At 67.8% G+C, this 15,691-nt stretch carries 16 protein-coding genes; 12 read left to right on the top strand and 4 right to left on the bottom strand.

The window, feature by feature from the left end:
• Positions 1-10 precede the first annotated feature (10 nt).
• The 3 genes from ACNAYW_RS20115 to ACNAYW_RS20105 form a co-directional block, all read right to left on the bottom strand.
• A complete protein-coding gene (locus tag ACNAYW_RS20115) occupies positions 11-1,183 on the bottom strand; it encodes an MlaD family protein (protein ID WP_415851418.1) in 1,173 nt (390 codons plus the stop codon).
• Between the two features lie 3 nt (positions 1,184-1,186).
• Complete coding sequence (locus tag ACNAYW_RS20110) at positions 1,187-2,050, bottom strand: ABC transporter permease (RefSeq protein ID WP_415851417.1); 864 nt, start codon at positions 2,048-2,050, stop codon at positions 1,187-1,189.
• A 116-nt stretch (positions 2,051-2,166) separates the two neighbouring features.
• Positions 2,167-3,024, bottom strand: a complete 858-nt coding sequence (locus ACNAYW_RS20105; RefSeq protein WP_415851416.1) for an MlaE family ABC transporter permease — start codon at positions 3,022-3,024, stop codon at positions 2,167-2,169.
• 274 nt (positions 3,025-3,298) lie between these two features.
• On the opposite strand from ACNAYW_RS20105, the gene ACNAYW_RS20100 reads away from it, so the two are divergent.
• The 11 genes from ACNAYW_RS20100 (at position 3,299) to ACNAYW_RS20050 (ending at position 13,063) form a co-directional block, all read left to right on the top strand.
• The gene (locus tag ACNAYW_RS20100) at positions 3,299-4,507 is read left to right on the top strand and encodes a glycosyltransferase family 4 protein (RefSeq protein WP_415851415.1); all 1,209 of its coding nucleotides are present in this window, start codon (positions 3,299-3,301) and stop codon (positions 4,505-4,507) included.
• Between the two features lie 210 nt (positions 4,508-4,717).
• Positions 4,718-5,131, top strand: a complete 414-nt coding sequence (locus tag ACNAYW_RS20095; protein WP_415851414.1) for an ATP synthase subunit I — start codon at positions 4,718-4,720, stop codon at positions 5,129-5,131.
• Entirely contained in the window at positions 5,128-5,880 is a 753-nt protein-coding gene (gene atpB / locus ACNAYW_RS20090; protein WP_415851413.1) for a F0F1 ATP synthase subunit A, read from the top strand. The genes ACNAYW_RS20095 and atpB overlap by 4 nt, the downstream gene beginning before the upstream one ends.
• 78 nt (positions 5,881-5,958) lie before the next feature.
• Complete coding sequence (locus ACNAYW_RS20085; protein ID WP_013125919.1) at positions 5,959-6,204, top strand: F0F1 ATP synthase subunit C; 246 nt, start codon at positions 5,959-5,961, stop codon at positions 6,202-6,204.
• A gap of 29 nt (positions 6,205-6,233) precedes the next feature.
• Complete coding sequence (locus ACNAYW_RS20080) at positions 6,234-6,746, top strand: F0F1 ATP synthase subunit B (protein WP_415851412.1); 513 nt, start codon at positions 6,234-6,236, stop codon at positions 6,744-6,746.
• Entirely contained in the window at positions 6,747-8,093 is a 1,347-nt protein-coding gene (locus ACNAYW_RS20075; protein ID WP_415851411.1) for a F0F1 ATP synthase subunit B/delta, read from the top strand.
• 47 nt (positions 8,094-8,140) lie between these two features.
• The gene (atpA, locus tag ACNAYW_RS20070; RefSeq protein WP_415851410.1) at positions 8,141-9,775 is read left to right on the top strand and encodes a F0F1 ATP synthase subunit alpha; all 1,635 of its coding nucleotides are present in this window, start codon (positions 8,141-8,143) and stop codon (positions 9,773-9,775) included.
• Complete coding sequence (locus ACNAYW_RS20065) at positions 9,768-10,691, top strand: F0F1 ATP synthase subunit gamma (RefSeq protein WP_415851409.1); 924 nt, start codon at positions 9,768-9,770, stop codon at positions 10,689-10,691. The genes atpA and ACNAYW_RS20065 overlap by 8 nt, the downstream gene beginning before the upstream one ends.
• An 18-nt stretch (positions 10,692-10,709) precedes the next feature.
• A complete protein-coding gene (gene atpD, locus ACNAYW_RS20060) occupies positions 10,710-12,155 on the top strand; it encodes a F0F1 ATP synthase subunit beta (RefSeq protein WP_415851408.1) in 1,446 nt (481 codons plus the stop codon).
• Between the two features lie 7 nt (positions 12,156-12,162).
• Positions 12,163-12,546, top strand: coding sequence for a F0F1 ATP synthase subunit epsilon (locus tag ACNAYW_RS20055; protein ID WP_068524661.1), 384 nt, complete (start codon positions 12,163-12,165; stop codon positions 12,544-12,546).
• Positions 12,547-12,637: 91 nt separating this feature from the next.
• Complete coding sequence (locus tag ACNAYW_RS20050; RefSeq protein WP_415851407.1) at positions 12,638-13,063, top strand: DUF2550 domain-containing protein; 426 nt, start codon at positions 12,638-12,640, stop codon at positions 13,061-13,063.
• A gap of 12 nt (positions 13,064-13,075) precedes the next feature.
• Here ACNAYW_RS20050 and ACNAYW_RS20045 read toward each other — a convergent pair whose 3' ends face one another.
• Complete coding sequence (locus ACNAYW_RS20045; protein ID WP_415851406.1) at positions 13,076-13,648, bottom strand: cob(I)yrinic acid a,c-diamide adenosyltransferase; 573 nt, start codon at positions 13,646-13,648, stop codon at positions 13,076-13,078.
• Between the two features lie 47 nt (positions 13,649-13,695).
• On the opposite strand from ACNAYW_RS20045, the gene murA reads away from it, so the two are divergent.
• Positions 13,696-14,949 (top strand): UDP-N-acetylglucosamine 1-carboxyvinyltransferase, encoded by a 1,254-nt coding sequence (gene murA / locus ACNAYW_RS20040; protein WP_415851405.1) that lies wholly within the window; start codon positions 13,696-13,698, stop codon positions 14,947-14,949.
• Positions 14,950-15,691 lie beyond the last annotated feature (742 nt).

Here is a 15,691-nt window from a genome sequence, read left to right as displayed (position 1 = left end):
CATGGTTGGCTCAGCTCCCAGGCTTCGTGGACGTCGGGGTGCTCGGCTTCGCGGACGACGGTGCGCCCTGCGACGCCGTGGCCGGCTTGGTCTCGCCCGGCTTCGCCTCGGCCGGCTTCTCGCCCGGCTTCGGCGGGATGTACGTGAACGTCGGCGCCGGAGGCAGCATCGCGCCGATGGCAGGGTAGTCGACCGAGAGCCGCAGGTTCAGCACCGGCCCGTTCGGGGTGTTCGGCATCGCCTTGCGGACGTTGTCGAGCAGCTGCCCGATCTGGATGCCGACGCCCGTCGCGCTCCCGTTGGGGAAGGCGGTGAGCAGCGGCTGCATCAGGTTCACCAGCATCGGGGTCGCCGTGCGGAGGCCGGCCAGGGCCTTCGGGTCGAGGATCTTCTGCAGCGCCGCGGTCAGGCTGTCCCGCTCGTTGGTGAGCGCGTCCATCGTGGCCTTGCCGCGGTTCACCCATGCCTTGTCGTGCACCGGCTGGTAGTCGAACAGCGTCTTCACGGCCGGGATGAGCGCCGTCGTGGCTGAATCCGCGCTCTCGACGGCCTGCGTGATGATCGGGAAGGTCTGCGCGGTGGAGAGCCGCTGCGTGTCCTGCACGGCCTGCGCGACGCTGCCGAGGGCGGTGAAGAGCGGGAGCATGGCCTTCGACGACGCGTCGAAGTTCAGCAGGATCTGGCTCATGTGCGGGCGCAGTGCGTCGCTGTTGACGTCACCGATCGTCATGATCATGTTCGAGACGGTGTTGTCCGTGATCGGCTTGGTGGGCGCGATCTGCGCGCCCTCCTGGAGCGTGCCGCCACCGTCGTGCGGGGTCAGGATGACCTCGGAGACGCCGAACAGGTTGCCCGCCGAGTACGCGGCCTCGAGGTTGTTCGTCAGCGACTTGCCGTCGGCCGACTTCATCGTCAGCGTGACGCCCTGCTGGCCGTTACCGAGCGCCTTGATGCCCGTGACCTCGCCGACCTTGATGCCCTGGATCCGGACGGGCGCGCCGTCCTTGATGCCGGCGGCGACCGCGGGGGAACGGAGCGTGAAGGAGAACTCGTCCTTCGGCCACAGGGCCTTGACGAGCCAACCGACGAGCACGATCGCGAGGATCACCGCCACGGCGATCAGGCCGCGGCGCCGCAGCACCGACCGCTCGATCGACATTCCTGGTACGGATACGACTCCCATTGGTTACCCCTTGAAGTAGACCGGGGAGGTGAAGCCCCACAGCGCGACGGTCATGACGAGGTTGAGGACGACGACGGCCACGAGACTGGCGCGGATGGCTCGGCCCGAGGCCGTGCCGACGCCCTCCGGGCCGCCGGACGCGAAGAAGCCCTGGTAGCAGTGGATGATGATGACCGCGGTCAGGAAGACGGCCACCTTGATCACGGAGAAGACGATGTCCGACGCGCTCACGAACTGACTGAAGTAGTGGTCGTACGTGCCGGATGGCATGGAGTACACCGATTTCACCACCCAGGCGCAGGAGAGCCAGGACAGGATCAGCGTGATCAGGTAGACGGGCACCACGGCGATCAGGCCCGCGAGCACGCGGGTCGTCACGACGAACGACACCGAGCGCAGGCCGAGGGACTCGAGCGCGTCGATCTCCTCGTTGATGCGCATGGCGCCGATCTCGGCGGTCATGCGGCAGCCGGCCTGCGCGGCGAAGCCCACGCCCGCGAGCATCGGGGCGAACTCACGGGTGTTCGCGAACGAGGCGACCACCGCCGTGAGCGGGCCCATGCCCAGCATGTTGAGGATCGCGAAGCCCTGCACGGCGACGATGCCGCCGACCGTGATGCCGAGGACGGCGAGCACCGGGGCGGTGCCACCGCCGACGACGAGAGCGCCACGGCCCCACGTGATGTCGGTGAGGATGTACATGATCTGCGACCGGTAGTGCTTGATCGCGTGCGGAACGGTGCGGATGACCTCGGCGACGAAGGAGACGACGTGGCCGATGGTGTCGAAGATGCTCCAGGCCGATCCGGATGTTCCGAACAGGTTGAAGAACCAGCGTGTGCCCCGGGGGCGGTAAACGGTTGCCATGTATCAGCTCACCTGTTCAGGGACGAGGACGGTCGATTCGGCGGTGCAGCGGTGCATGGTCAGCCCCACCTGCGCCGGGGAGGAAGAGGGTCGTGCCCTGCGTGAGTGGTGCATGGTCAGCCCACCTGCATGGGGAAGAACATCGTCGTGACCTGCGTGATGAGCAGGTTCAACGCGAAGATGACGACGAACGAGAGGACGACGGTGGCGTTCACCGCGTCGGCGACGCCGCGCGAGCCGCCGCGGGCCTCGAGGCCGCGCTGGCAGCCGATGATGGCGATCACCGTGCCGAAGATGAGGGACTTGATGAGCGAGATCCACACGTCGACGGGGTGCGCGAAGGAGCCGAACGAGAGCCAGTAGGCGCCGGGGGTCACACCCTGGCTGCCGACGGCGACGAGGTAGCCGGCGAGCGTGCCGATCGCGATCACGAGGATGTTGAGCAGCGGCGCGACGATCCAGGCCGCCAGGAGACGGGGAACGACGAGGCGGTTGAGCGGGTTGATGCCCATGACCCGCATGGCGTCCGTCTCCTCGCGGATCGTCCGCGCGCCCAGGTCGGCGGCGATCGCCGAGGCGCCGGCGCCGGCGAGGAGCAGGCCGGTCGCGATGGGGGCGCCCTGCGTGATGACCGCGAGGCCGCCGGCGGCGCCCTGCAGCGAGTCGGCGCCGAGCTGGGCGATGATGTTGCCCACCTGGATGGAGATGACGATGCCGAACGGAATCGCGATGAGGATGCCCGGGAACGACGTGACGCCGATCATGTACCAGACCTGGTTCAGCGCTTCCTTCCACTGGAGCCGGCCGCGGATCGTGTCGGTCACGAGCGCGACCAGCGACATGATCAGCATGCGGACGCTCCGGCCGATCGTGCGGATGGAATCCACGACGGTGCTGGAGAAGTTCTTGCTGATGATCGACCAATAAGAAGGTCGCTTGGCAGGTGCCGCGCCCTGCGCAACGGATTGCGTCACCGCGAACGTCTCCTCTCGACTGTGGCCACACTGTGACCCACATGCTGCGTTCTCAGGTGTATGACCGAGGACACTATAACGGTCCGACGGGTGATGTGCGTCATTGGCCTGCTTCGCGGAGGCCGTGTGAGCGACTCGTCAGTAACATTTGGACGGCGGGGTGGATCGTGTCCATCCGCTCAGGTCAGGCGGGGTGCGACGAGGTGTCATCGCAAAGCCTCGGACCGCCGAACCCGGCAGAGTCGGGGGTGCGAGTAGATTCGCACGCGTGCACATGGAGACGTTGAGCGGGGTGGTCGCCGGGGTCGGCGCTGCCGGCGTCCCGATGCGAGAATTGCTGGTAGTGGGGCTGACAGCTGCAGTTGTCACATTTTTCGCAACGTCGCTGGTCCGCGTCGTGGCCACCCGGTTCGGCGCGGTCGCGGTGCCCCGCGCGCGCGACGTCCACGTCGTGCCCACCCCACGACTCGGGGGAGTGGGCATCTACATCGGCATGGTCGCGGGCATCTTCTTGGCCGCGCAGTTGCCTGCTCTCACCCGGGGCTTCGCCTATTCCAAGGATGCCGTCGCGGTTCTCGTGGCCGGCGCGGTCATCGTGGTCGTCGGCATCATCGACGACCGGTGGGGGGTGGACGCCCTCACCAAACTGGTCGGGCAGATCTTCGCCGCGGCACTCCTCGTCGTGATGGGGGTGGCCTGGAACGTGGTCTACGTCCCGGGGATCAATACGACGGTCGTGCTCGATCAGTTGCAGGCCGGTCTGCTCACGGTGGTGGTGGCCGTCGCCACCGTCAACGCCATGAACTTCATCGACGGGCTCGACGGCCTGCTCGCCGGCGTGGCCGCACTCGCGGCGCTCGCGATCCTCATCTTCTCCGTGGGGCTGATGTTCGATTCGGGCGGCGACGCACCGTCGTACCCCCCGGCCCTGATCACCGCGGCGCTGTTCGGCGCGTGCATGGGCTTTCTTCCGCACAACTTCCAGCCCGCCCGGATCTTTATGGGCGACTCCGGCTCGATGCTGCTCGGGCTGACCCTCGCGGCGGCTTCCACGTCCGCGTCGGGCCGGATCTCCCAGAACGCGTACGGCACGACCGACATCTTCGCGCTGCTGCTGCCGCTCCTGCTCGCCGTCGCGGTCATGTTCGTGCCGATGCTCGACCTCCTGCTCGCCGTGGTGCGCCGTACGCGCGCGGGCGTGCACCCCTTCACCGCCGACAAGATGCATCTGCATCACCGGCTGTTGCAGATCGGTCACAGCCAGCGCCGCGTCGTAGTGGTCATCTACCTGTGGGTGGGTGTGCTGGGCCTGAGTGCCGCGGCGTCCACGATGCTGCCGCCGACCCTGATCGCGCCGCTGTTCGGGGCGGGTCTGCTGTGCGCCCTCGTCTTCACGGTGGTGCCGAGGATCGTGCCGCGCCTGCGGGAACGCTATTCCGAAACCGCGAGGTCAGATACGGCGACCAAGACGGGAACCCGGTAACGCGGTACGGCCGTCCTGTTGTACTATCGTGTGTAGTTGATCGGCTGGATCACGGCGCGGACCCGATGTGGGGAGTGCCCCTCCTTCTTGGTAGAGTCTCAGCCAATCACAAAGAATCCGTGATGTGACCCACGCTACGGATTCGGCAGACGCCGCCCCCGGTCGCCGCGAGACCTTCGCAGGAGCGACCCTGACCCCGAAGGAGGGGACATGACGACGCCCGCCCCCTCCGTCGACGGCCAGGTCGGTCGTTCCGTCGTGACCTTCGTGAACCTGATCGTGATCGTGGTCGGCCTGTCGGTGATCGCCGCCGGCATCGGCACCGCCTTCGGTCATCCCTGGTTCGCTGCGTGGTTCCTCCTGGGCGGCCTGCTGTCCGTCCTCAACGCCAAGCTGGCGGTCCTCAAGGTGGCCACCGTCACGGCGGAGAACGAGCCCCGCAAGGCCCCGGTCGCCGTGAACTCGATGGTCCGCCTCGGCGTCGTCTCCGTCATCGCGATCGTGATCGCCTACTTCTTCCGGCCCGATGGGCTGGGCGTGATCTTCGGCCTCGCCGTCGGTCAGATCGTCCTCGTCCTGAACACCGTCATCCCCGTTCTGAAAGGGCTTCGCCAGCAGTCATGAACACCAACCTGTACGCCGAGGGCTCGATCAAGGTCGCCCATTACAAGTCGTTCGAGCTGTTCGGCATGACTTTCCACTGGGACACCATCCTCGCCACGGCCATCGCGGCGGCGATCGTCCTCATCCTGGCGTTCATCCTCAAGGCGAAGGTCACCTCGACCGGCGTGCCGAGCGGTGTGCAGTTGTTCTGGGAGGCCATCACGATCCAGCTGCGCGGCCAGATCGAGGGCGCGATCGGTATGAAGGTGGCGCCCTTCCTGCTGCCGCTGGCCATCGCCCTGTTCTCGCTGATCCTGTTCGCGAACTGGCTGGCCGTGCTGCCGCAGCAGTACACGGGTGAGGGCGGCGCCCCCACCGAGATCTTCATGCCGCCGGCCGCCGACGTCAGCTTCGTCTACGCGCTGGTGCTCGTCGTGTACCTCGGCTACCACTTCGCCGGCTTCCGGACGCACGGCGTCTTCGGCTACCCGGCGAAGGTCGTGAAGGGCCACGCGGTCGGCCTGGCGCCGATCAACGTGATCGAGGAGCTCATCTCGAAGCCGCTGTCGCTGGCACTGCGACTCTTCGGCAACGTCTTCGCCGGCACCGTCATGGTCGCGGTCATCGCGCTGCTGCCGGCCTACATCCTCTGGTTCCCGAACTCCCTGTGGAAGTCCTTCGAGCTCTTCGTGGGTCTCATCCAGGCGTTCATCTTCTCGCTCCTGACCATCCTGTACTTCTCCACTGCCATGGAGAAGACGGACCACTGACCTGATCGCGGCCGACTCGGGCCGCGGTCGTGTAGACCCTGGTAGGCCGACTACCAGAAACCGAAAGGGAAAAGATAAATGGATCCGAACATCGCGCAGGGTGCCCTCATCGGCGGCGGCCTGATCATGGGTGGCGGCGCCATCGGCGCCGGTATCGGTAACGGTCTCGCCGGTTCCCAGCTCGTCGCCGGCATCGCGCGGCAGCCGGAGGCCCAGGGCCGCCTGATGACCCCGTTCTTCATCACCGTTGGTCTGGTCGAGGCCGCGTACTTCATCAACCTGGCCTTCATGGCCCTGTTCGTGTTCGCGACCCCGATCTCCTAACTCGCTCGTAAGAAACGGGAACTGACGTCATGCAGCTCGCTGAGGGTAACTTCCTCCTCCCCACCGCGGGAACCTTCATCTCGTGCCTGATCATCTTCTTGATCGTGCTCGCAGTGATCTGGTTCTTCGTGGCACCTTCCATCCAGAAGGTCCTGGACGATCGCGAAAAGATGATCCACCAGACCGCCAACGACGGTCGCGCCGCGGCCAAGGGGTTCGAGGACGCCGAGTCGGAGTACCGCGCCGGAATCGCTTCCGCCCGCGGTGAGGCCGGCAGCATCCGCGACGAGGCGCGCGCCGGCGGCCGCGTCTCGATGGAGGAACAGAAGCAGCGGGCTACGGCCGAGGCGGACGCGATCACGCGGGAGAAGACCGAGCAGCTGCGCACCGCGGGCGATTCCGCGGCCGCGGCGGCGCGCGCCGATCTCGCTCCGCTCTCGGCGTCGTTGGCGAGCCGCGTGCTCGGCTTCGACGTCACGCAGGACCCGGCCCTCAAGACGAAGCTGGATGCTCTCTCGAGCGACAAGGTGGTGAAGAACTAAATGGGTGTCTTTATCGGCAACCTGATCGCCTTCGCGGTCATCCTCTTCGTCCTGTGGAAGTTCGTCGTTCCGCCGGTGAAGCGGCTCATGAAGGAGCGCCAGGAAACGGTCCGGGCGCAGCTCGAGGAGTCGCGCATCGCGCAGGAGAAGCTGTCGCAGGCGGGTCAGGCGGGGGAGCGCGCACGCTCCGACGCCGCCCGCGAGGGCAGCCAGATCCGCGACGAGGCCCGCGGCGACGCGGACGCGATCCGCGAGGAGCTCCGCGCCCAGACCGAACGTGAGGTGGCCCGGATCGGCGAGCACGGCGAAGGCCAGGTCGCGCTGAACCGCAGCAACCTGGTGCGGGGCTACCGCGCCGGGCTCGGCGCCGAGGCCGTCGACGTGGCCGGGCGTCTCGTTCGCGACCACCTCAGCGATCCGGCCAACCAGGCCAAGTCCGTGGACCGCTCGCTCGACGAGCTGGAGTCCATGACCCAGGGCGCCGACGAGGTGCGCGTCACCGAGGCCGACCGCATCGGCACCCGGTCGCTGCGCGCCGCGAGCCGTGACGCCGTGCGTCAGCTGGCCGCCGGATTCGACCAGCGCACCGCCGGCCTCGACCAGGCCGCGCTGGCCCGCGTGGCCGACGACCTGGCCGATGTGGTGAACGTGCTCAACGAGCAGCCGGTGCTGCGCAAGCACCTCGCCGAGTCGGCGGAGGCCCCCGCGGCCAAGCGCACGCTGGTCGACAACCTCTTCGGCGGCAAGATCAGCGCCGAGGCCAATGCGTTCCTGCAGGACGCCGCGGCGGCGAAGTGGTCGGCTCCGGCCGACTTCGCGACCGCCGTCGAGCGTCAGGCCCGCGTGGCCGTCCTGCTCGGTGCAGAACGCGCCGGCACGCTCGACGAGACCGAGGACGAGCTGTTCCGCGCGGGCCGCATCCTCGAGGGCGAGGCGCGGCTCACCGCGGCGCTGTCCGACACCCGGGCGCCGGCCGCGAGCCGCATCGCGCTGCTGGACAAGGTCTTCGGCGGCAAGGTGAACGAGTTCACCGCGGCGCTCCTGCGCCAGACGGTGCGCCTCGTGCGCGTCGGCCGCGTGGACGCCGCCGTCGCCTCGATCGCCGAGCTGGCCGCGGCCCGCCGCGGCGAGTCCGTCGCCGTGGTCGAGTCGGCGGTCGCCCTGACCGACGCCCAGCGGAGCCGCACCGCGGATCTGCTGGCCCGCATCTACCAGCGCAAGATCGCGGTGCAGACCGAGGTCGTCGCCGAGCTCCTGGGCGGCCTGCGCATCACGGTGGGCAACGAGGTCATCGAGGCCGACATCGCGTCGCGGCTCGACAAGGCCGCCGAACAGCTGCCCCGCTAACACACACAAACTTCCACCCAGAACACAAAAGAGGGAAACGAGTACTCATGGCTGAGTTGACGATCTCAACCGACGACGTCAAGGGCGCGATCGAGCAGTACGTCTCGACGTTCGAGGCCGACGCCTCCCGCGAGGAGATCGGCACCGTCTCCGACACCGCCGACGGCATCGCGCACGTGACGGGCCTGCCCGGCGCGATGGCGAACGAGCTGCTCGAGTTCCCCGGTGGGGTGCTCGGCGTGGCGCTGAACCTCGACGAGGACGAGATCGGCGCCGTCATCCTCGGTAACTACGAGGAGCTCGAGGAGGGCCAGCAGGTCCGCCGCACCGGCGACGTGCTGTCCGTGCCCGTGGGCGACAAGTTCCTCGGCCGCGTGGTCAACCCGCTCGGCCAGCCGATCGACGGCCTGGGCGACATCGAGGCCGAGGAGCAGCGCGTCCTCGAGCTGCAGGCGGCCTCGGTGCTCGAGCGCCAGCCCGTCGAGGAGTCGCTCGCGACCGGCATCAAGGCCATCGACGCCATGACCGCCATCGGCCGCGGCCAGCGTCAGCTGGTCATCGGTGACCGCAAGACCGGCAAGACCGCGGTCTGCGTCGACACCATCCTCAACCAGAAGGCGAACTGGGAGTCGGGCGATCCGACCAAGCAGGTCCGCTGCATCTACGTCGCCATCGGCCAGAAGGGCTCGACGATCGCCGGCGTGAAGTCCGCGCTCGACGAGGCCGGCGCCATGGAGTACACGACCATCGTCGCGGCTCCCGCGTCCGACTCGGCCGGCTTCAAGTGGCTCGCCCCGTACACCGGCTCGGCCATCGGCCAGCACTGGATGTACCAGGGCAAGCACGTCCTCATCGTGTTCGACGACCTGTCCAAGCAGGCCGAGGCCTACCGCGCCATCTCGCTGCTGCTGCGCCGCCCGCCGGGCCGCGAGGCGTACCCCGGCGACGTCTTCTACCTGCACTCCCGCCTGCTGGAGCGCTCGGCGAAGCTGTCCGACGCCCTCGGCGGCGGCTCGATGACCGCGCTGCCGATCATCGAGACCAAGGCCAACGACGTCTCGGCGTTCATCCCGACCAACGTCATCTCGATCACCGACGGCCAGGTCTTCCTCGAGTCCGACCTGTTCAACAAGGGCGTCCGCCCCGCGATCAACGTCGGCACCTCGGTGTCCCGCGTCGGTGGCGCCGCGCAGACCAAGGGCCTCAAGAAGGTCTCGGGCTCGCTGCGCCTGGAGCTCGCGCAGTTCCGTGAGCTGGAGGCCTTCTCGGCCTTCGCCTCGGACCTCGACGACGCCTCGAAGGCGCAGCTGGCGCGCGGTGCCCGCTGGGTCGAGCTGCTCAAGCAGGACCAGTACAGCCCGTCGTCGGTCGAGGACGAGATCGTCTCGATCTACCTCTGCGGCGAGGGCCACTACGACTCGGTGCCCGTCGAGGACGTGCGCCGCTTCGACGGTGAGCTGCTGAGCCACCTGCACCACGCCGCGGCCGGCGTCTACGAGTCGATCGCGGGCGGCAAGGTCCTCGAGAAGGACCAGGCGGAGATCCTGGTCGCCGAGACCAACCGCTTCAAGCAGAGCTTCCTCGCCTCCGACGGCTCGCGCGTCGTGAACGAGGCCGAGGCCGGCGCCCTCCCCGCCGAGGACGTCGAGCACGAGACGATCAAGGTCAAGCGCAATGGCTAGTATCCGAGAGCTGCGCTCGCGGATCCGTTCGGTCAACTCGACCAAGAAGATCACCAAGGCGCAGGAACTGATCGCGACCTCGCGGATCACCAAGGCGCAGGCCCGTGTCGCGGCCGCCAAGCCCTATGCCGAGGAGATGACCTCGGTGCTGTCGGAGCTGGCCAGCAAGTCCGGCTCGCTGGATCACCCGCTCCTCACCGAGCGGGCGAACCCGAAGCGCGCCGCGATCCTCGTGGTGTCCTCCGATCGCGGCATGTGCGGCGGCTACAACTCCAACGTGCTGCGGGAGACGCGCGAGCTGATCCAGCTGCTCAAGGACGAGGGCAAGGAGCCCGTCCTGTACGTCATGGGCCAGAAGGGGCTGGACTACTTCCGGTTCCGCGGCCAGCACGTCGCGGGCGCGTGGACCGGCTTCTCGCAGCAGCCGCAGCACGCGGACGCCACCGCGGCGACGGAGACGCTGGTCAAGCTCTTCGAGACCGGCTCCGAGGAGTACGTGACGATCGACGGGGTCGAGACGCACGGCGTCGACGAGCTGCACCTCGTCTACACCCGCTTCGTGTCGATGCTCTCGCAGAACCCCGAGGTGCGCCGGATGGCCCCGCTCGTGGTCGAGGAGAGCGACGGCACGTCGGGCGCCGACGAGGCCGTGGCCCGGAACTTCACCTTCGAGCCCAGCGCGGACACCCTGTTGTCGTCGCTGCTGCCGAAGTACGTCGCCACCCGCGTCTTCGCGGCCCTGCTCGACTCGGCGGCGTCGGAGAACGCCGCCCGTCGTACGGCCATGAAGGCGGCCACCGACAACGCCAACGATCTGGCCGTCTCGCTCTCCCGCGAGGCCAACCAGCTCCGCCAGGCGCAGATCACCCAGGAAATCAGCGAAATCGTCGGTGGCGCCGGCGCCCTCGCGAACTAGAAACCGGAAAGCAGACACATGACTACAGCAACCCAGCCCGCGTCGGCGGGCACCGCTGCGGCCACCGGTCGCGTGACGCGGGTCATCGGCCCGGTCGTCGACATCGAGTTCCCGCGCGGCGCCGTTCCCGACCTGTTCAACGCCCTGCGCGCGGAGATCACCCTCCCGTCCGTGGCCAAGACGCTGACCCTCGAGGTCGCGCAGCACCTCGGCGACAACCTGGTGCGCGCCATCTCGATGCAGCCCACCGACGGCCTCGTCCGCGGCACCGACGTCACCGACTCGGGCTTCCCGATCCGCGTGCCCGTCGGCGATGTCGTCAAGGGCCACGTCTTCAACGCCCTGGGCGACTGCCTGGACACCCCGGGACTCGGCCGCGACGGCGAGCAGTGGGGCATCCACCGCAAGCCCCCGGCCTTCGATCAGCTCGAGGGCAAGACCGAGATCCTGGAGACGGGCATCAAGGTCATCGACCTCCTGACCCCGTACGTCAAGGGCGGCAAGATCGGTCTGTTCGGTGGTGCCGGTGTCGGCAAGACCGTTCTGATCCAGGAGATGATCACCCGTATCGCGCGCGAGTTCTCGGGCACCTCGGTGTTCGCGGGCGTCGGCGAGCGTACCCGTGAGGGCACCGACCTCCATCTCGAGATGGAGGAGATGGGCGTGCTCCAGGACACCGCGTTGGTGTTCGGCCAGATGGACGAGCCGCCGGGGACGCGTATGCGCGTCGCCCTCTCGGCCCTGACCATGGCCGAGTACTTCCGCGATGTGCAGCACCAGGACGTGCTGCTGTTCATCGACAACATCTTCCGCTTCACGCAGGCGGGCTCCGAGGTCTCGACCCTGCTCGGTCGTATGCCCTCGGCCGTGGGCTACCAGCCCACGCTGGCGGACGAGATGGGTGAGCTCCAGGAGCGCATCACCTCGACCAAGGGCCGCTCGATCACGTCGCTGCAGGCCATCTACGTGCCCGCCGACGACTACACCGACCCGGCGCCGGCCACCACCTTCGCGCACCTCGATGCGACCACCGAGCTCTCGCGTCCGATCTCGCAGCTGGGTATCTACCCCGCCGTGGATCCGCTGACGTCGACCTCGCGCATCCTCGAGGCCTCGATCGTGGGCGACGAGCACTTCCGCGTCGCCAACGAGGTCAAGCGCATCCTGCAGAAGTACAAGGAGCTGCAGGACATCATTGCCATCCTCGGCATGGACGAGCTCTCGGAAGAGGACAAGGTCACGGTGCAGCGTGCTCGCCGTCTCCAGAAGTTCCTCGGCCAGAACTTCATCGTCGCCGAGAAGTTCACGGGTGAGAAGGGCTCGGTCGTCCCGCTGGCGGACACCATCGAGGCCTTCGACCGCGTGTGCAAGGGTGAGTTCGACCACCTGCCCGAGCAGGCGTTCAACAGCTGTGGTGGTCTCGACGACGTCGAGGCCGCCGCGAAGAAGATCGCCGGGAAGTGACCTGCTAGTGGCTGACACGGCGTTTCAGGTAGAGGTCGTCTCCGTCGAGGAGCGGCTGTGGTCGGGCGAGGCGACCTTCGTCATCGCCCAGACCACGGAGGGTGAGCTGGGTGTCCTGGCGCATCACGAGCCGCTGTTCGGCCAGCTCACCACGGGTGGCGCTGTCGCCATCGACACGGTGGGCGGCGAGCGTCTGGCCGCAGCGATCCGCGGTGGCTTCCTCTCGGTGACCGGCGAGAAGGTCACCGTACTGGCGGACGGGGCCGAGTGGGCCTCGACGCTGGAGGAGGCCGAGGTCCGGCGCGCCCTGGAGGCGGCGGCGGACGGGTCCGACGAGCAGGCGACCGCGCAGGGACAACTGCGCGCGATCGAGTTCCTCGCGGGCAAGTAACATAGAAGCAGCAGCGTGAAAGCCGGTGGCCCGGTGAAGACGGGCCACCGGCTTTCCTGCTATCCGGGCACGGAGCAGTGAGGAGCGCGTGATGGGCGGAGTGGTCTTCGTCGCGGTCGTCGCGGTCCTTCTGCTGCTCGTCGTCGGCGCGGTCGTGGTCCTGCGCCTCTACAGCCTCCGCGTGGCCGGCGTGCCGATCATCCTGCGCTACCTGCCGGCGCAGGGGGAGCAGGGGTGGCGGCACGGCACTCTCCGCTACGACGACCACGAACTCAAGTACTACCGGCTCTCCAGTGTGCGGCTCGGTCCCAGCTGGACGCTGCCGCGCAGCGGCACCGAGATCGTCGGCCGGCGTGCGCCGCACGGCACCGAGCTCGACGTCATCGATCCCGACATGGTGATCGTCCATGCCGTCACGCCGGGCGGGGAGACGGAGCTCGCCTTCGCGCGGGACGGCCTCACGGCGTTCCAGTCCTGGCTCGAGTCGCGGCCGAGCCCTCGGCGCCAGCTCCCCTAGACGGAGACGCCGTCAGCGATCGCCCCCGGGCTTCCACAGCACGTCGCCCCCCGGGTTCGCGACCCGGGACAGGATGAACAGCAGGTCCGACAGTCGGTTGAGGTACTTCGCCGGCAGCACGGAGACCGTCTCCTCGTGCTCGCGCACCGCGTCCCACGCCGCTCGCTCGGCACGTCGGACGACGGTCCGCGCGAGGTGCAGATAGGCCGCCAGGGGGGTGCCGCCGGGGAGGACGAACGAGTCCAACTTCGGCAGGCCCTCGTTGTACTGGTCGCACCAGGCCTCCAGCCGATCGACGTAGTCGGCCGTCACGCGCAGCGGCGGGTACTCGGGATCCTCGACGATCGGGTTGGACAGGTCGGCGCCCACGTCGAAGAGCTCGTTCTGGATCCGGAGCAGCACGGCGCGCAGGTCGGGCCCGGGATCTCCGACGGTGACCGCCAGCCCCAGCGCCGCATTCGCCTCGTCGCAGTCCGCGTACGCCCGGAGCCGTGCGTCCGACTTCGTGACCCGGGAGAAGTCGCCCAGGCCGGTGGTGCCGTCGTCGCCGGTGCGGGTGTAGATGCGGGTGAGGTGGACAGCCATGGTCACAGGCTGTCACAGCCCCGGGCGGCGTGCCATAGGCTGACCGTGTGGGAGAGAAGTTTCTGGTGCACGGCGGAGCCCGGCTGACCGGCGAGGTCACCGTGGGCGGCGCGAAGAACAGCGTGCTCAAGCTGATGGCGGCCACGTTGCTCGCCGAGGGCACATCGGTGCTCACCAACTGCCCCGAGATACTCGACGTCCCCCTGATGGCGGACGTACTACGGGGTCTCGGCGCGGAGGTGGTGCTCGAGGGCGACACGGCGCGCATCACGACGCCGGCGGAGCTGAATCATCGCGCCGACTTCGATGCGGTCAAGCAGTTCCGCGCGTCGGTCTGCGTGCTCGGGCCCCTGATGGCCCGCGAGCACCGAGCGGTGGTGGCGCTGCCCGGCGGCGATGCGATCGGATCGCGGCCACTGGACATGCACCAATCGGGGCTGCGGGCGCTCGGCGCGACCAGCTCCATCGAGCACGGCTGTGTTGTGGCGCAGGCGGATTCGCTGCAGGGCGCGGAGATCACGCTGGAGTTCCCCTCGGTGGGGGCCACGGAGAACATCCTCATGGCCGCGGTGTTGGCCACGGGCTTGACCGTGATCAGCAACGTCGCGCGGGAGCCGGAGATCGTCGACCTGTGCGCGATGCTCGTGCAGATGGGTGCCGACATCGAGGGGATCGGGACCGACACCCTCATGGTGCGCGGGGTGGAGAAGTTGCACCCCACGGAGCACCGGGTGATCGGTGACCGCATCGTCGCGGCCACGTGGGGCTTCGCCGCGGTGATGACGCGCGGCGACATCACCGTCAACGGCGTGGCGCCGGAGACCCTCGGGGTGGTGCTGCAGAAGTTGCAGGACGCCGGGGCGACGGTGACCGAGCGTGCGGACGGTTTCCGCATCGCGTCGCCGGAGCGACCGCACGCCGTCAACGTGGCGACGCTGCCCTTCCCCGGGTTCCCCACCGATCTGCAGCCGATGGCGATCGGCATGGCCTGCGTCGCGGACGGCACCTCGATGATCACGGAGAACGTCTTCGAGGCGCGGTTCCGTTTCGTCGAGGAGATGGTGCGGCTCGGTGCCGATGCGCGGACCGACGGGCATCACGCGGTGATCAGGGGAGTGGAGCAGCTCTCGAGCGCCCCGGTCTGGTCGACCGACATCCGCGCCGGCGTCGGCCTGGTCCTGGCCGGCCTCTGCGCCGACGGGGTGACCGAGGTGCACGACGTCTTCCACATCGATCGCGGGTATCCGAACTTCGTCGGGAACGTGACGGCACTGGGTGGCCGGATCGAGCGCGTGTCCTGACGTGCGTGTTCGACGCTGGTCACGGCCGCCGGCCGGATCACCGGATCCGCAGGACGACCTGCCGATTTGTGTTCCGAGTTCGACGTGTGTAACTTATATCGAGTCAGCAGCGCCCAGGCGCCGCCCGGCAAGGCCCACAGCAGTCCAATGAATCTGGATCTCGACGTGCCGCCGGAAGTTCGGAAACCGGGAAGATTCGCAAGAATCATCGCGCTGACCACCACGGAAGAGAGACCTTCTCCTCGATCGCGCTGTGCGGGATCGTGTGGTTCCTCCATGTGGTGAGCGGTTCGGAAGGTCGAATCGTGGCCCGCGAGAGCGAGTTGCGAACGAAATTCGGAGCTGCTAGGCTAGAACGGTTGCTCCGAGCAGCCAGCCCCACGAAAGAACAACACTTTCGAGCGCCCAGCGCGATCGAGAGGGTTCCGTCGTGAGGTTGAGCCGGTCGAAGTGCTTCCGAATGCGGCCCGCGAGAGCGAGTTGCACACGGAAATCCGATCTGCTAAGCTAGAACGGTTGCTCCGAGCGGGTCACACCAGCGAGTTTGACTGGATGACTGCGAGAGAGTAGCATGAACTGCCTGCGAAGGTGCGGTTCACACGAAAATACAGATGTGTGAGCGGCCGCGTTTGGCGTGTTCTTTGAGAACTCAACAGTGTGTCGATGAAATTGTCAGTGCCAAATTTTTTGGCACGCATGGACAATCAAATTTTTTGGTTGTTTGTGTTGTGGCTTTTCTCGT

The sequence above is a fragment of the Tsukamurella ocularis genome (genome assembly GCF_965138335.1).
GTDB lineage: Bacteria > Actinomycetota > Actinomycetes > Mycobacteriales > Mycobacteriaceae > Tsukamurella > Tsukamurella ocularis_A.
The sequence above is the reverse complement of the archived record's forward strand: the minus strand, read 5'-3'. Positions and strand labels throughout refer to the sequence as shown.

What these genes read in the sequence shown, in the direction of transcription:
- ACNAYW_RS20085 (WP_013125919.1), top strand. Translation starts at nt 5,959, where the DNA reads ATGGATCCGAACATCGCGCAGGGTGCCCTCATCGGCGGCGGCCTGATC.
- ACNAYW_RS20045 (WP_415851406.1), bottom strand. Translation starts at nt 13,648, where the DNA reads ATGGCTGTCCACCTCACCCGCATCTACACCCGCACCGGCGACGACGGC.
- ACNAYW_RS20050 (WP_415851407.1), top strand. Translation starts at nt 12,638, where the DNA reads ATGGGCGGAGTGGTCTTCGTCGCGGTCGTCGCGGTCCTTCTGCTGCTC.
- atpB (WP_415851413.1), top strand. Translation starts at nt 5,128, where the DNA reads ATGAACACCAACCTGTACGCCGAGGGCTCGATCAAGGTCGCCCATTAC.
- atpA (WP_415851410.1), top strand. Translation starts at nt 8,141, where the DNA reads ATGGCTGAGTTGACGATCTCAACCGACGACGTCAAGGGCGCGATCGAG.
- ACNAYW_RS20115 (WP_415851418.1), bottom strand. Translation starts at nt 1,183, where the DNA reads ATGGGAGTCGTATCCGTACCAGGAATGTCGATCGAGCGGTCGGTGCTG.
- ACNAYW_RS20080 (WP_415851412.1), top strand. Translation starts at nt 6,234, where the DNA reads ATGCAGCTCGCTGAGGGTAACTTCCTCCTCCCCACCGCGGGAACCTTC.
- ACNAYW_RS20100 (WP_415851415.1), top strand. Translation starts at nt 3,299, where the DNA reads ATGGAGACGTTGAGCGGGGTGGTCGCCGGGGTCGGCGCTGCCGGCGTC.
- ACNAYW_RS20110 (WP_415851417.1), bottom strand. Translation starts at nt 2,050, where the DNA reads ATGGCAACCGTTTACCGCCCCCGGGGCACACGCTGGTTCTTCAACCTG.
- atpD (WP_415851408.1), top strand. Translation starts at nt 10,710, where the DNA reads ATGACTACAGCAACCCAGCCCGCGTCGGCGGGCACCGCTGCGGCCACC.
- ACNAYW_RS20075 (WP_415851411.1), top strand. Translation starts at nt 6,747, where the DNA reads ATGGGTGTCTTTATCGGCAACCTGATCGCCTTCGCGGTCATCCTCTTC.
- ACNAYW_RS20095 (WP_415851414.1), top strand. Translation starts at nt 4,718, where the DNA reads ATGACGACGCCCGCCCCCTCCGTCGACGGCCAGGTCGGTCGTTCCGTC.
- ACNAYW_RS20065 (WP_415851409.1), top strand. Translation starts at nt 9,768, where the DNA reads ATGGCTAGTATCCGAGAGCTGCGCTCGCGGATCCGTTCGGTCAACTCG.